The organism is Gilliamella apis, assembly GCF_030758615.1.
Classification (GTDB): domain Bacteria; phylum Pseudomonadota; class Gammaproteobacteria; order Enterobacterales; family Orbaceae; genus Gilliamella; species Gilliamella apis_A.
The window spans coordinates 2,664,673-2,679,608 of sequence record NZ_CP132381.1 but is presented as its reverse complement, the minus strand read 5'-3'; the positions used below and the strand labels follow the sequence as shown (position 1 = coordinate 2,679,608).

General features: G+C 38.9%; 10 protein-coding genes, 3 tRNA genes and 3 rRNA genes. 13 read left to right on the top strand and 3 right to left on the bottom strand.

Features of this window, described 5'->3' with window-relative positions; translation table 11 throughout:
* The first annotated feature begins 6 nt into the window (after window positions 1-6).
* The 13 genes from murA (at window position 7) to RAM17_RS12250 (ending at window position 11,713) form a co-directional block, all read left to right on the top strand.
* Window positions 7-1,260 (top strand): UDP-N-acetylglucosamine 1-carboxyvinyltransferase, encoded by a 1,254-nt coding sequence (gene murA, locus RAM17_RS12310; protein ID WP_110447040.1) that lies wholly within the window; start codon window positions 7-9, stop codon window positions 1,258-1,260.
* A gap of 53 nt (window positions 1,261-1,313) precedes the next feature.
* The gene (locus tag RAM17_RS12305; protein ID WP_110447041.1) at window positions 1,314-1,889 is read left to right on the top strand and encodes a DJ-1 family glyoxalase III; all 576 of its coding nucleotides are present in this window, start codon (window positions 1,314-1,316) and stop codon (window positions 1,887-1,889) included.
* Window positions 1,890-1,900: 11 nt separating this feature from the next.
* Entirely contained in the window at window positions 1,901-2,797 is an 897-nt protein-coding gene (locus RAM17_RS12300) for a cation diffusion facilitator family transporter (RefSeq protein WP_086364378.1), read from the top strand.
* A 93-nt stretch (window positions 2,798-2,890) separates the two neighbouring features.
* Window positions 2,891-3,853, top strand: coding sequence for a 6-phosphofructokinase (gene pfkA, locus RAM17_RS12295; protein WP_110447042.1), 963 nt, complete (start codon window positions 2,891-2,893; stop codon window positions 3,851-3,853).
* A 169-nt stretch (window positions 3,854-4,022) separates the two neighbouring features.
* Window positions 4,023-4,274, top strand: coding sequence for a GNAT family N-acetyltransferase (locus tag RAM17_RS12290; RefSeq protein ID WP_110447043.1), 252 nt, complete (start codon window positions 4,023-4,025; stop codon window positions 4,272-4,274).
* 151 nt (window positions 4,275-4,425) lie between these two features.
* Window positions 4,426-5,496, top strand: a complete 1,071-nt coding sequence (locus RAM17_RS12285; protein WP_110447044.1) for an acyltransferase family protein — start codon at window positions 4,426-4,428, stop codon at window positions 5,494-5,496.
* A gap of 532 nt (window positions 5,497-6,028) precedes the next feature.
* Window positions 6,029-7,566 (top strand): 16S ribosomal RNA (locus tag RAM17_RS12280).
* Window positions 7,567-7,619: 53 nt separating this feature from the next.
* Window positions 7,620-7,695, top strand: a tRNA-Glu gene (locus RAM17_RS12275).
* A 210-nt stretch (window positions 7,696-7,905) separates the two neighbouring features.
* Window positions 7,906-10,803, top strand: a 23S ribosomal RNA gene (locus RAM17_RS12270).
* 128 nt (window positions 10,804-10,931) lie between these two features.
* Window positions 10,932-11,047, top strand: a 5S ribosomal RNA gene (rrf, locus tag RAM17_RS12265).
* The 16S, 23S and 5S rRNA genes sit together here with 3 tRNA genes alongside, the layout of an rRNA operon.
* 32 nt (window positions 11,048-11,079) lie before the next feature.
* Window positions 11,080-11,156, top strand: a tRNA-Asp gene (locus tag RAM17_RS12260).
* Window positions 11,157-11,164: 8 nt separating this feature from the next.
* Window positions 11,165-11,240, top strand: a tRNA-Trp gene (locus tag RAM17_RS12255).
* 134 nt (window positions 11,241-11,374) lie between these two features.
* On the top strand, window positions 11,375-11,713 hold the full coding sequence (locus tag RAM17_RS12250) for a DUF413 domain-containing protein (RefSeq protein ID WP_110447051.1): 339 nt from the start codon (window positions 11,375-11,377) through the stop codon (window positions 11,711-11,713).
* Between the two features lie 4 nt (window positions 11,714-11,717).
* Here RAM17_RS12250 and RAM17_RS12245 read toward each other — a convergent pair whose 3' ends face one another.
* The 3 genes from RAM17_RS12245 to znuC form a co-directional block, all read right to left on the bottom strand.
* On the bottom strand, window positions 11,718-13,241 hold the full coding sequence (locus tag RAM17_RS12245; RefSeq protein ID WP_110447052.1) for a YifB family Mg chelatase-like AAA ATPase: 1,524 nt from the start codon (window positions 13,239-13,241) through the stop codon (window positions 11,718-11,720).
* Window positions 13,242-13,361: 120 nt separating this feature from the next.
* Window positions 13,362-14,162, bottom strand: a complete 801-nt coding sequence (gene znuB / locus RAM17_RS12240; RefSeq protein ID WP_110447053.1) for a zinc ABC transporter permease subunit ZnuB — start codon at window positions 14,160-14,162, stop codon at window positions 13,362-13,364.
* On the bottom strand, window positions 14,162-14,932 hold the full coding sequence (znuC, locus tag RAM17_RS12235) for a zinc ABC transporter ATP-binding protein ZnuC (protein WP_110447054.1): 771 nt from the start codon (window positions 14,930-14,932) through the stop codon (window positions 14,162-14,164). Before znuC ends, znuB begins: the two co-directional genes overlap by 1 nt.
* Window positions 14,933-14,936: the final 4 nt, after the last annotated feature.

The following is a 14,936-nucleotide window of genomic DNA, read 5'->3' as shown; positions in this document are numbered from 1 at the left end:
TTAACAATGGAAAAGTTTCACGTTACTGGCCCTACTTCTTTAAATGGGGAAGTTGTCATTTCTGGCGCTAAAAATGCTGCGCTACCTATTTTATTTGCTGCAATTTTGGCTGAAAAGCCAGTTGAGTTGCAAAATGTTCCCAAATTAAAAGATATCGATACAACACTCGAATTGCTTGCGCAATTAGGCGTGAAATACCAACGTAACGGTTCTATTCATCTTGATGCTGGCGAAATTGACAATTATTGTGCACCTTATGAACTTGTCAAAACCATGCGTGCATCAATTTGGGCTTTAGGTCCACTGGTTGCTCGATTTGGACAAGGGCAAGTTTCATTACCGGGTGGATGTGCTATAGGTGCAAGACCTGTAGATTTGCATATTACTGGTTTACAACAGTTAGGTGCGACAATCACTTTAGATGAAGGATATGTTAAAGCATCAGTTAATGGTCGTTTAAAAGGTGCTCACATTGTTATGGATAAGGTGAGTGTTGGGGCGACAGTAACAATTATGTGTGCAGCAACCTTAGCTGAAGGTAAAACTATAATAGAAAATGCAGCTTGTGAGCCTGAAATTGTTGATACCGCAAAATTCTTAAATATGCTGGGCGCTAAAATTACCGGTGTTGGTACTATGCGTATTGAAATTGAAGGTGTTACTAGTCTTGGTGGTGGCGTACACGAGGTTGTTTCTGATCGTATTGAAACAGGAACATTTTTGGTTGCAGCTGCTATTTCAAGAGGTAAAATAACTTGTCGTAAAACTGATCCAAATTTATTAGATGCTGTGCTATCAAAATTGAAGGAGGCTGGTGCTAATATTGAAACAGGTGAAGATTGGATTTGTTTAGATATGCAAGGCAAACGAGCAAAAGCTGTAAATATTCATACTGCACCACATCCGGGGTTCCCAACGGATATGCAAGCCCAGTTTTCATTATTAAATATGGTGGCAGAAGGAACTGGAATTATCAAAGAAACGATTTTTGAAAATCGCTTTATGCATGTGCCAGAGCTTATTCGTATGGGGGCACATGGTGAAATCGAAGGTAATACGTTAATTACTCATGGTGTTGAAAAACTTAGTGGTACTCAAGTTATGGCGACTGATTTGCGAGCTTCAGCAAGTTTAGTTTTAGCTGGATGTATCGCTGAAGGTTCGACCGTTGTTGATCGTATTTACCATATTGATCGTGGATATGATAATATTGAAGAGAAGCTTAGAAAATTGGGCGCTAATATCGAACGAGTAAAATAGTTTTAATTTTTGACGCTGTTTAAACACAGCTATTAGATAAAAAGGAGTGTAACATGACAAAGCAAGCATTAGTATTTTTATCAAATGGCTGTGAGGAAACCGAAGCAGTCACAACTATTGACCTATTAACTCGAGCCGGAATAAATGTCACTTACGCTAGCATCACCGAAGATAGACAAATTGAATGTTCTCGTGGAGTAACTATCTTAGCCCAAAAGGTATTTTCAGAAGTTAATAATCTTGATTTTGATGTGATTATTTTACCTGGTGGATTAAAAGGAGCGGAAAACTTTCGCGACTCCCAACAATTAATTGAAAAATTAAAACAAGCACATCAAGCTGGCAATATAATTGCTGCTATTTGTGCATCTCCGGCAATGGTTCTGCAACATCATAATTTATTTCCAGATGCATATATGACCGGTTATCCAGAAACGAGAGATGCTTTTAAACATTGGAAATCGGATAGAGTTTATTTTGATGCACAAAATAGAGTCATTACCAGTCAAGGTCCTGCAACGTCTATTGATTTTGCATTGAAAATTATTGAAATTCTATTAGATAAAAAGGCTGCAGCTCAAGTTGCTGCACAGCTTGTTCTACCACAAGGAATCGCATCCTACCAATAAATAGGTAACAAATGTCCAAATCACATTTGTACGAAAAGTTAATTAAAAGGGCAACATTAAGTGCCGTTTTAATTTCTGTTTTCCTAATTATTATAAAATTACTTACGTGCTGGTTTACTGGCTCGATGAGTTTGTTTGCCTCTCTTTTAGATTCGAGTATTGATTTATTGGCATCTGGACTTAACTTTTTCTTAGTTCGTTATGCATTAAAACCGGCTGATGATGATCATACTTTTGGTCACGGAAAAGCCGAATCGTTGGCTGCATTAGCACAAAGCACCTTTATTATTGGTTCTGCAACTATTTTATTACTTTCAAGTATTAAATCTATTATTCATCCAGAAGCAATAGCTTCACCTTTATTAGGTATTGCTGTCTCTGTGATTTCAGTTATTGTGACAGGGGTATTAGTTTTATACCAAAAACATGTAATAAAACAGACTAAAAGCAAAGCAATTGAAGCTGATATGTTGCACTATTCTTCTGATATGTTTATGAATATTGCGGTTATTGTGGCTCTCTTTTTAAGTTGGTATGGTATTACTTATGCTGATGCCTGTTTTGCCTTTTTTATTGCGCTATATATTTTTTATAATGCTTATCAAATAGCTTATAGTGCAATTCAAGACTTATTAGATAAAGCCTTACCAGAAAGTGATAACCAAAAAATTAGTGAAATTGTTACTTCATACTCAAATGTACATGGTTTTCATGATCTGAAAACTCGACAAGCTGGGCCATTAAAATTTATACAATTGCATCTTGAATTAGACGATGATATGCCTTTAATCAAAGCGCATGCTGTCGCTGATGCAGTTGAAAAACATATTGCTCAAGAATTTGCGCCTGCAACAGTGATTATTCATCAAGATCCTGTTTCTGTTGTCCCCTTAGAAATGAATAAGTAGATAAACTAATCAAAATAGCCTCTAAACTTTTATTGTTAGTTAATTATTATGACCTTATAATAGCCGAAGGTTTATATATTGGAGTTATTTTGTATGATAAAAAAAATAGGTATTTTAACCAGTGGTGGTGATGCGCCAGGGATGAATGCAGCTATTCGAGGTGTTGTGAGAACCGCATTAACTGAAGGATTAGATGTTTTTGGTATTTATGATGGTTATTTAGGTCTGTGTGAAGATCGAATCGTTCAGTTAGATCGTTCTAGCGTTTCCGATATTATCACTCGTGGCGGTACATTCTTAGGATCAGCTAGATTTCCTGAATTTAAAGACCAAGAAGTTAGAAAAAAAGCGATCGCTAATTTAAAGAAACATCAAATCGATGCATTAGTTGTAATTGGCGGTGATGGTTCTTATATGGGGGCGATGCGTTTAACTGAAGAAGGTTTTCCATGTATTGGTTTACCTGGCACCATTGATAACGATATTCGTGGAACTGACTATACTATTGGTTATTTTACTGCTTTAGGCACCGCTGTAGAATCTATCGATAGATTAAGAGATACTTGTTCTTCACATCATAGAATTTCTGTGATTGAAATCATGGGCCGTGATTGCGGAGATTTGACACTAAATGCGGCAGTTGCTGGTGGTTGTGAGTTTATGATTATCCCTGAGGTTTCTTATACTAAAGAAGACTTAATTGAAGAGATAAAATTAGGTTTTGCTAAAGGTAAAAAACATGCGATAGTTACTGTGACTGAAAATATGTGTGATGTAAACCAATTGGCAAAGGATATTGAAGCTGCTGTTCATCATGAAACTCGAGCAACGATTTTGGGACATGTACAACGTGGTGGTTCACCAGTACCTTATGACCGAATTTTAGGTTCGCGCATGGGGGCTTATGCTGTTGAATTACTTATTAATGGTCATGCTGGACGTTGTGTAGGCATCCAAAATGGTAAATTAGTGCATCATGATATTATCGATGCGATTAATAATATGAAAAGACCATTTGATATGGATCTTTATAATACTGCAAAACGTTTATTCTAAAAATTGCTCTATTAATAATCAAATAAAATGTGGATAATTGATAAGATTAAGGTTTTAAATAGATATATCAATTATCCACCCTATTGATCTTATAAAGATTTTTTTATTAATAAATTTCTATAATTTTCTAGTCATGGTTCATTAATTTCGATAAAAATTTGAGGTTTTTATGACATTACAATATAAGCAAGAAGATGACCGTTTTTATGTTTGTAATGATAATAATCAAGAAATAGCTGAAATGACATTTACTCGAATTGGTGATGATAAGGCAACGATTAATCATACATATACTGATCCTGCTTATCGAGGCCATGGTATTGCAGACAAGTTACTTGAACTTGTCGTTAAAAAATTACAGCAAGAAAAGCGTGAAATTATACCTTTATGTTCGTTTGCTAAAAATAAATTAAATAATTAATTAAAATCAGTTTTATATATAGATCTTTTGTAATTCTCTCCAGCTCTTGTCAAGAAATATTTTATTGTTTTTCTATAATAATCCTAGTTTTTATTAGCAGATTTTATGCTAATGTATGCTAAATTTTCTTCGTTAAATTTAGTGTGTTAAAATGGCAACAGTCAAACCTCAAAAAATCCACTCTATCCATGTATTACGCGGCGTAGCTATCATTATGATCGTCTTTAGCCATTGCTTAGGTGTTTTTAAAAATAGTAATTTAATCGCTAATAGTTATTTATTTTCTTTTTTGAATTTATTTGCTTTTAACTTCACCACTTTTTTTGTTTTAATTGCGGGTTTTTTATTTCAACATTTAACATACAAATATAAGGTAAAGGAATATTATTTATCTAAATTCAAAACAGTTGTATGTCCATATATATCAGTATCAATATTCTGTTTTTTATACTTTCACTATCAGTCTTTATCTAGCTTACCTTTTTTTTCATCTACTGAACCGAGTGCGCTTGGTTCTATTGTCAAGATGATGTTGACTGGCACGCAACTGTTACCATTGTGGTTTATGCCGATGATTATCATGATTTTTGCAATCAGTCCTTTACTATATTCCTGGTCTCAAAAAAGTTTGATTGTTATTGGTCTGATATCAATGTTTTGGGTAGTTATGTTTACTAAACCTGATTATACTCGGCCGTTATTAAATTTGTTGCATTATGGACCGGTTTATTTAACGGGTATGATGATAAAACAGAATTATGAAAAAATTATGCAATTAGTTAAAGATAATCTATTGCTAGTAATTTTCTTTTTTGGTTTATGTTTTTGTATTCCATTTGTGTATCGTTATGTTGACTATTTAGGTGTTGAAAAACTTTATTATGATACATTACAAAAAATTATTTTATTTATTTTAGCGCTTTATTTTTTAGATGGTTTAAACCGTAAGAATGAACATGGAAGAACATATAAGTTTTTTTCATATATGGCCAATATAAGTTTTCCAATTTACTTTATTCATGAAATTATTGTGTTACTTTTGGAACAACAAGTATTTAATTCACCAATAGCAGATGTAATTAGAACCGATAACGGACAATTAGCTTCACTTGGTGCAATTAGCTTTTTAATATCTACATTAACGATAAGTATCATTATAGCTAATCTAATAAAATGGATATTTAAAGATAAAGCAAAATATTTAATTGGCGGTAATCGTTAAAATAAAATTGCTATTAAAAGAGAAAAAATAGGTTTTTTATTTTTTTTATGTTGAAAAATGTGATTTATAGCAAAGTTTTGTTTTTTATTATGTTTATAATAATTGCTGAAGATATATTATAAATATACCAACATGAGCATTGAACAAATAAAAAACAAACGGAATCGTAATTGCAATTTTTCACTTGCCAAAAAAAATGAAGTGCCTATAATGCGCATCCACTGACACGGCGTCAGCGACAAGCAGATAAAGGTCGTGTTAGTGAGCAAGGTCAAAAATTTTAAAAAAAGATCTTGACGAATGAAAAGGTGTAGCGTAGTATACGCAGCCCTTGAGACAGCAAACTGAAACAAGAAATTGTGAAGTAAATTAAAAAGCTGTCAGCTCTTTAAAAAGAAGAAACAGACAATCTGTGTGGGCACTTGCGAGACGAAAAATTAAAAGTCTACGGACTAAAAAAATTAAGTCTTGATAAGTGACACTGAAGATTCATTTGAATAATGTCAGAGACAGTTATTGAGCATCAAACTTTAAATTGAAGAGTTTGATCATGGCTCAGATTGAACGCTGGCGGCAGGCTTAACACATGCAAGTCGAACGGTAACATGAGTGCTTGCACTTGATGACGAGTGGCGGACGGGTGAGTAAAGTATGGGGATCTGCCGAATGGAGGGGGACAACAGTTGGAAACGACTGCTAATACCGCATAACGTTGAGAGACCAAAGCATGGGACCTTCGGGCCATGCGCCATTTGATGAACCCATATGGGATTAGCTAGTTGGTAGGGTAAAGGCTTACCAAGGCGACGATCTCTAGCTGGTCTGAGAGGATGACCAGCCACACTGGAACTGAGACACGGTCCAGACTCCTACGGGAGGCAGCAGTGGGGAATATTGCACAATGGGGGAAACCCTGATGCAGCCATGCCGCGTGTATGAAGAAGGCCTTCGGGTTGTAAAGTACTTTCGGTAATGAGGAAGGTGATGTATCTAATAGGTGCATCAATTGACGTTAATTACAGAAGAAGCACCGGCTAACTCCGTGCCAGCAGCCGCGGTAATACGGAGGGTGCGAGCGTTAATCGGAATGACTGGGCGTAAAGGGCATGTAGGCGGATAATTAAGTTAGGTGTGAAAGCCCTGGGCTCAACCTAGGAATTGCACTTAAAACTGGTTAACTAGAGTATTGTAGAGGAAGGTAGAATTCCACGTGTAGCGGTGAAATGCGTAGAGATGTGGAGGAATACCGGTGGCGAAGGCGGCCTTCTGGACAGATACTGACGCTGAGATGCGAAAGCGTGGGGAGCAAACAGGATTAGATACCCTGGTAGTCCACGCTGTAAACGATGTCGATTTGGAGTTTGTTGCCTAGAGTGATGGGCTCCGAAGCTAACGCGATAAATCGACCGCCTGGGGAGTACGGCCGCAAGGTTAAAACTCAAATGAATTGACGGGGGCCCGCACAAGCGGTGGAGCATGTGGTTTAATTCGATGCAACGCGAAGAACCTTACCTGGTCTTGACATCCACAGAATCTTGCAGAGATGCGAGAGTGCCTTCGGGAACTGTGAGACAGGTGCTGCATGGCTGTCGTCAGCTCGTGTTGTGAAATGTTGGGTTAAGTCCCGCAACGAGCGCAACCCTTATCCTTTGTTGCCAGCGATTAGGTCGGGAACTCAAAGGAGACTGCCGTTGATAAAGCGGAGGAAGGTGGGGACGACGTCAAGTCATCATGGCCCTTACGACCAGGGCTACACACGTGCTACAATGGCGTATACAAAGGGAGGCGACCTCGCGAGAGCAAGCGGACCTCATAAAGTACGTCTAAGTCCGGATTGGAGTCTGCAACTCGACTCCATGAAGTCGGAATCGCTAGTAATCGTGAATCAGAATGTCACGGTGAATACGTTCCCGGGCCTTGTACACACCGCCCGTCACACCATGGGAGTGGGTTGCACCAGAAGTAGATAGCTTAACCGCAAGGGGGGCGTTTACCACGGTGTGGTCCATGACTGGGGTGAAGTCGTAACAAGGTAACCGTAGGGGAACCTGCGGTTGGATCACCTCCTTACGAAGCGCTCGTAAGTGTTCACACAGATTGTTTGTTTGTCGAAAAATAGTTAAGTCCCCTTCGTCTAGAGGCCTAGGACATCGCCCTTTCACGGCGGTAACAGGGGTTCGAATCCCCTAGGGGACGCCATTAAATGTGATGAAGCTATTTTTAAAAAAAATTATGTTTGTATTTATTTGATATTCGAATGAATAGAAAGATAAAGCTCTTTAACAATTAGGAACAAGCTGAAAGAAACGAGTTCTCGTTTTTATGGCAAGCTGATATATGAAAATATGTTAGATTGAGATAAGAAAGAGAAAAAAGCGTAATTAAAACCAAGACAACTGTGAGTTGTAAGGTTAAGAAATTAAGCGTACACGGTGGATGCCTAGGCAATCAGAGGCGATGAAGGACGTGTTAATCTGCGAAAAGCAACGGTAAGCCGATAAAAGGCGCTATAGCCGTTGATGTCCGAATGGGGAAACCCAGTGTAGGTGACTACACTATCATCTGATGAATACATAGTCAGATGAGGCGAACCGGGAGAACTGAAACATCTAAGTACCCCGAGGAAAAGAAATCAACCGAGATTCCCTAAGTAGCGGCGAGCGAAAGGGGAGTAGCCCAAGCGGGTAGCATAATGTGTTAGTGGAAGCGTCTGGAAAGTCGCACGATAGAGGGTGAAAGTCCCGTACACGAAGATGCATGATGTGGAAGCTTATAGAGTAGGGCGGGACACGTGATATCCTGTCTGAAGATGGGGGGACCATCCTCCAAGGCTAAATACTCCTGATTGACCGATAGTGAACCAGTACCGTGAGGGAAAGGCGAAAAGAACCCCGGGAGGGGAGTGAAATAGACCCTGAAACCGTGTACGTACAATCAGTGGGAGCTTTACCATTAGGTAATAGTGACTGCGTACCTTTTGTATAATGGGTCAGCGACTTATATTCTGTAGCAAGGTTAACCGAATAGGGGAGCCGAAGGGAAACCGAGTATTAACTGTGCGTTAAGTTGCAGGGTATAGACCCGAAACCCGGTGATCTAGCCATGGGCAGGTTGAAGGTTGGTTAACACTAACTGGAGGACCGAACCGACTAATGTTGAAAAATTAGCGGATGACCTGTGGCTGGGGGTGAAAGGCCAATCAAACCGGGAGATAGCTGGTTCTCCCCGAAAGCTATTTAGGTAGCGCCTCATGAGTAACTGTTGGGGGTAGAGCACTGTTTCGGCTAGGGGGCCATCCCGGCTTACCAACCCGATGCAAACTCCGAATACTGACAAGTTTAATCATGGGAGACACACGGCGGGTGCTAACGTTCGTCGTGAAGAGGGAAACAACCCAGACCGCCAGCTAAGGTCCCAAAGTCATAGTTAAGTGGGAAACGAAGTGGGAAGGCTTAGACAGCTAGGATGTTGGCTTAGAAGCAGCCATCATTTAAAGAAAGCGTAATAGCTCACTAGTCGAGTCGGCCTGCGCGGAAGATGTAACGGGGCTAAAACTATGCACCGAAGCTGCGGCAGCGTATTTAGATACGTTGGGTAGGGGAGCGTTCTGTAAGCCGTAGAAGGTGTATTGTGAGGTATGCTGGAGGTATCAGAAGTGCGAATGCTGACATAAGTAACGATAAAGCGGGTGAAAAGCCCGCTCGCCGGAAGACCAAGGGTTCCTGTCCAACGTTAATCGGGGCAGGGTGAGTCGACCCCTAAGGAGAGGCCGAAGGGCGTATCTGATGGGAAACGGGTTAATATTCCCGTACTGGCTATAACTGCGATGGGGGGACGAAGAAGGCTAGGTTTACCACCTATTGGATGGTGGGTTAAGCGTGTAGGGGTGTGATTAGGCAAATCCGGTCACTGATACTCTGAGGCGTGATGACGAGGCACTAAGGTGCTGAAGTAATTGATGCCCTGCTTCCAGGAAAATCCTCTAAGCTTCAGGTTATAGTCAATCGTACCCGAAACCGACACAGGTGGTCAGGTAGAGAATACTAAGGCGCTTGAGAGAACTCGGGTGAAGGAACTAGGCAAAATGGTGCCGTAACTTCGGGAGAAGGCACGCTGATGGTAATTGAAGTCCCATGCGGATGGAGGTGAAATCAGTCGAAGATACCAGCTGGCTGCAACTGTTTAATAAAAACACAGCACTGTGCAAACACGAAAGTGGACGTATACGGTGTGACGCCTGCCCGGTGCTGGAAGGTTAATTGATGGGGTTATGCGTAAGCAGAAGCTCTTGATCGAAGCCCCAGTAAACGGCGGCCGTAACTATAACGGTCCTAAGGTAGCGAAATTCCTTGTCGGGTAAGTTCCGACCTGCACGAATGGCGTAATGATGGCCAGGCTGTCTCCACCCGAGACTCAGTGAAATTGAAATTGCCGTGAAGATGCGGTGTACCCGTGGCAAGACGGAAAGACCCCGTGAACCTTTACTATAGCTTGACAGTGAACATTGAGCCTTAATGTGTAGGATAGGTGGGAGACTAAGAAGTGTGTACGCCAGTATGCATGGAGTCGACCTTGAAATACCACCCTTTAATGTTTGATGTTCTAACCTATACTTCTGAATCGAGGTAAGGGACACTGTCTGGTGGGTAGTTTGACTGGGGCGGTCTCCTCCCAAAGAGTAACGGAGGAGCACGAAGGTTAGCTAATCCTGGTCGGACATCAGGAGGTTAGTGCAATGGCAAAAGCTAGCTTGACTGCGAGAGTGACGGCTCGAGCAGGTACGAAAGTAGGTCATAGTGATCCGGTGGTTCTGAATGGAAGGGCCATCGCTCAACGGATAAAAGGTACTCCGGGGATAACAGGCTGATACCGCCCAAGAGTTCATATCGACGGCGGTGTTTGGCACCTCGATGTCGGCTCATCACATCCTGGGGCTGAAGTAGGTCCCAAGGGTACGGCTGTTCGCCGTTTAAAGTGGTACGCGAGCTGGGTTTAGAACGTCGTGAGACAGTTCGGTCCCTATCTGCCATGGGCGTAGGAAAATTGAGAGGGTTTGCTTCTAGTACGAGAGGACCGAAGTGAACGCACCGCTGGTGTTCGGGTTGTGATGCCAATTGCATTGCCCGGTAGCTACGTGCGGAATAGATAAGTGCTGAAAGCATCTAAGTACGAAACTAGCCTCGAGATGAGTTTTCCCTGATGAGAATCAGTAAGGTCCGTTTGAGACTAAGACGTAGATAGGTCAGGTGTGTAAGTGTAGTGATACATTGAGCTAACTGATACTAATGAACCGAGAGTCTTAACCTTACAACTCGGAGTTGTTTTGGGTACGCGAAGATAGATTAATAGATAATCGAACAGTTTGTTCCGGATTGATGGATTGTTGTGGATATGAGATAATGCACAGCAATAGAGATAAGAGAAGACAGAATATGTCTGGCGGTAATAGCGCGGTGGTCCCACCTGACCCCATGCCGAACTCAGAAGTGAAACGCCGTAGTGCCGATGGTAGTGTGGGTATTACCCATGTGAGAGTAGGGTGCCGCCAGACTTTTAAATTTATATATACATACCAAATACGGTGGAGCGGTAGTTCAGTTGGTTAGAATACCTGCCTGTCACGCAGGGGGTCGCGGGTTCGAGCCCCGTCCGTTCCGCCACTTTTTCTAGGGGCGTAGTTCAATTGGTAGAGCACCGGTCTCCAAAACCGGGTGTTGGGAGTTCGAGACTCTCCGCCCCTGCCATAAAAAAAGACGTTTTGCTCTAAATTTAATCACTTATTCAAATTTATTTACGTAAATAAAAAAATTTTGTTTACAGATTTACTTTGTCAATTATAATTCCCGCCCAACAATATTTATAATCTAGAGGATATAACATGGCTGAGAGTTTTGTAAGTCAACAACGTTTTTTTGATAATAAGAATTATCCAAGAGGTTTTTCTCGTCATGGTGATTTTACTATTAAAGAAGCTCAGATCTTAGAAAAATATGGTTGTGCTTTTAGAGATCTTGATACAGAAGTTAAAAAGCCAGCCACTCCAGAAGAAAAATCTTTTGTTGCGGTTTGTAAAGGGAAAAAAGAGCCATCTACTGATTATGAAAAAGCGTGGATAAAGTACCTTTCTAAAATTAATAAACCAAAACGTTTTCACACATTATCAGGAGGAAAACCTCAAGTTGATGTAAGTGATGATTTTGTCGATAGTGATGATTAATGTTTTAGCCAATATTTTTGTGCAGCTGAATTAATAATCGATCCATAGAACGATAACTCAGAGCTTCTGAAATATGTTTTCGTTCTATGTTTTTTGAACAGTCTAAGTCAGCAATAGTACGTGATACTTTTAATATCCGATGCCACGCTCTAGCAGAGAGACCTAACTTGATTAAAGCCTGCTCCAAATAATTATTGTCTTCATCACTTAGTTGGCAATGTATTTGAATTTCTTTTGGTGATAATTGACTATTTAATTTGTTATTTCTTAGCATTTGAATCTTTCTCGTATCAATCACTCTTTTTTTTACTTTTTCTGTTGTCTCTGTTGCTGTAGCCTTTTGGCTTAATGTGCCCCTTGGTAATAATGGTACTTCAATAGAAATATCAAACCGATCTAAAAATGGCCCGGATAGCCTATTTAAATATCGTATTATTTGCTGTGGTGTTGTTCTGTTATGAGTACCTTGATAATGACCTGTGGGACTTGGATTCATTGCAGCTATGAGTTGAAATCTAGCTGGGAATTTTATTTTTGCATTGGCTCTTGATATAACGATTTCACCTGACTCAATAGGTTCTCTTAAGGCATCTAAAACTTTACGGTTAAACTCTGGTAATTCATCTAAAAATAAAACTCCATTATGTGCTAATGAAATTTCGCCAGGTCTGGGAATTGAGCCTCCTCCTACTAGCGCCGCAGTTGATGCACTGTGATGTGGTGATCTAAATGGTCTTGTTCGCCAATTCAGTATTGAACCATTCGAGTTAACAAGACTTGTAATTGCTGCACTTTCAAGAGCCTCATCATCTGATAAAGGTGGTAGTAATGATGTTAATCGTGTTGCTAACATGGTTTTACCTGTTCCTGGTGGTCCTATTAATAATAGATTATGTCCACCGGCTGCAGCAATTTCTAACGCTCTTTTAGCATGTTCCTGACCAATTACATCTTGTAGGCTAGCGAGTTGATCTTTCTCTTCTTGATACTTTCTATATTCAACTGAGTGTAAGCTAATTTCATTATATAAATATTGACACAATTCCAGTAAATTATGTGTAATTAATGTATGATTTTGATGTATTAATGATATTTCAGATTGATTTTCAGCTGAAATAATTAAAATACGATTATTTTTTTTCGATGATATAGCTGCAGGAATCGCCCCTTTCACAGCCTTAATTTCACCGGAAAGGGCTAATTCACCTAAAAATTCATATTTAGCAAGTTGATCCATTGGTATCTGTTCTGTTGCAGCAAGAATAGCAATAGCTATAGGTAAATCAAAACGACTCCCTTCTTTGGGTAGATCGGCAGGGGATAAATTAACGGTTATTTTCTTTGAAGGAAATGTAAAACCACTATTGATTATAGCACTTCTAACACGGTCTTTAGATTCTTTTACTGTTGCTTCTGGTAAACCAACAAGCACGAAGCCCGGTAAACCATTACTAATATGTACCTCAACGTTAATTTGAGGTGCTTGTATACCAATAGAGGCTCTAGTAAAAATAATAGCGAGAGACATAATTTTATCATCAATAACATGGAAATTCTTGTTAGCTTATTATTAATTAAAAATTGTTATAAATAATAGATAGAAAAATACGTAGCTTCTCGCAATAAATTTTATATTTTTGCAAACATTTTAATTTTTCTTACTCAAAAATAATTTAGAAATAAATAGTGATATAAAAAATAAGCAAGTATTGCTTAATACAACAGAAGGACCTGTAGGAGTATCATAAACTAATGAAAATAGTATTCCACCAATGATTGAGCACATGCCAATTAATATCGCAATAATTGCCATTGATTCAGGATTTTTAGCATAGTATTTTGCAGTAGCTGCTGGGATGATTAACAGTGCTGTAATTATTAAAGCGCCAACAAATTTCATAGCAATACCTATCGTTAATGCTAGTAGTATGGTTAGAATAAATTTTGTTATTGGTACATTAATTCCATGACTAAATGCTAATTCTTCACTAACCGTAATAAATAAAAAATGATTCCACCGCCACACAAGCAATAGTCCAATTATTACTACACAGATGATTATTTGGTAAACATCAAACATCGTTATAGATAAAAGATCACCAAATAGATAGCCCATTAAATCAATGCGTATATTATTCATTAAACTTATTACAACTAAACCTAATGAAAGAGCGCTATGAGCTAAAATACCCAGTAAAGTATCAACAGGAAGTTGCTTTTGAGATTCTAACCATAATAATCCAATAGCTAATATCAATGTTACTAAAATAATGGCATAAAATAGATTGATATTTAAAAGAAAACCAAAAGCTACCCCTAATAATGCGGCGTGAGATAATGTATCACCAAAATAGGACATTCTTCGCCAAACAACAAATGTACCTAAAGGTCCTGTCAAACAGGTTAAACTTAATCCTGCCAGTAAAGAGGGTAACAGTAACTCGATCATTATTTTTTTCCTCGTTGGTCAGGTAATATAATTTTTTGATTATGTTGATGCTGGCAAAAATCATGGTCATGATTGTGATGATGTTTATATAAAGCAATTTGTGATGCGCCATGTTGTCCGAAAAGCGAAATAAACTCAGGATCATTTGAAACACTTGCTGGTGTTCCTGAACAACAAATATGGTGGTTTAAACAAATTACCTCATCAGTTTTTGCCATGACTAGATGTAGATCATGTGAAACCATTAATACACCACAGTTAAACTCATGTTTTGCATCAATAATTAAATCATATAACAGTACCTGTCCATTAACATCAACGCCTTGTGTTGGTTCATCAAGAATGAGTAACTTTGGGCGTTTGGCTAATGCTTGTGCTAAAAGAACTCGCTGCAGTTCACCACCTGATAGTTGATGCATGGATCGATCTATCAAATATTCAGCCTTAACTAATGATAATGTTTTATGAATATCTATTTGACTTAATTGTTTATTTAACCGCATAAAACGTTTTACAGTAATCGGTAAAGTTGGATTTAAATTTATGGATTGAGGAACATAGCCGATAGTTAAATCACTTGTACGTTTAATGCTACCTGTAGTTGGTTTAATTAAACCTAAGATAACTTTGACAAGCGTTGATTTACCAGCACCGTTTGGCCCTAAAACTGTAATAATTTGATTTAAATTAACCGTTAATGAAATATCATATAATATTTTCTGGTTATTTATTTCAACAGAAATATTATCAAGTGACATTAATTGCGTCATGATA

Coding starts and splice junctions, on each gene's coding strand:
- RAM17_RS12250 (WP_110447051.1), top strand. CDS start 11,375: ATGGCTGAGAGTTTTGTAAGTCAACAACGTTTTTTTGATAATAAGAAT.
- RAM17_RS12290 (WP_110447043.1), top strand. CDS start 4,023: ATGACATTACAATATAAGCAAGAAGATGACCGTTTTTATGTTTGTAAT.
- RAM17_RS12305 (WP_110447041.1), top strand. CDS start 1,314: ATGACAAAGCAAGCATTAGTATTTTTATCAAATGGCTGTGAGGAAACC.
- znuB (WP_110447053.1), bottom strand. CDS start 14,162: ATGATCGAGTTACTGTTACCCTCTTTACTGGCAGGATTAAGTTTAACC.
- znuC (WP_110447054.1), bottom strand. CDS start 14,932: ATGACGCAATTAATGTCACTTGATAATATTTCTGTTGAAATAAATAAC.
- RAM17_RS12300 (WP_086364378.1), top strand. CDS start 1,901: ATGTCCAAATCACATTTGTACGAAAAGTTAATTAAAAGGGCAACATTA.
- RAM17_RS12285 (WP_110447044.1), top strand. CDS start 4,426: ATGGCAACAGTCAAACCTCAAAAAATCCACTCTATCCATGTATTACGC.
- RAM17_RS12245 (WP_110447052.1), bottom strand. CDS start 13,241: ATGTCTCTCGCTATTATTTTTACTAGAGCCTCTATTGGTATACAAGCA.
- pfkA (WP_110447042.1), top strand. CDS start 2,891: ATGATAAAAAAAATAGGTATTTTAACCAGTGGTGGTGATGCGCCAGGG.
- murA (WP_110447040.1), top strand. CDS start 7: ATGGAAAAGTTTCACGTTACTGGCCCTACTTCTTTAAATGGGGAAGTT.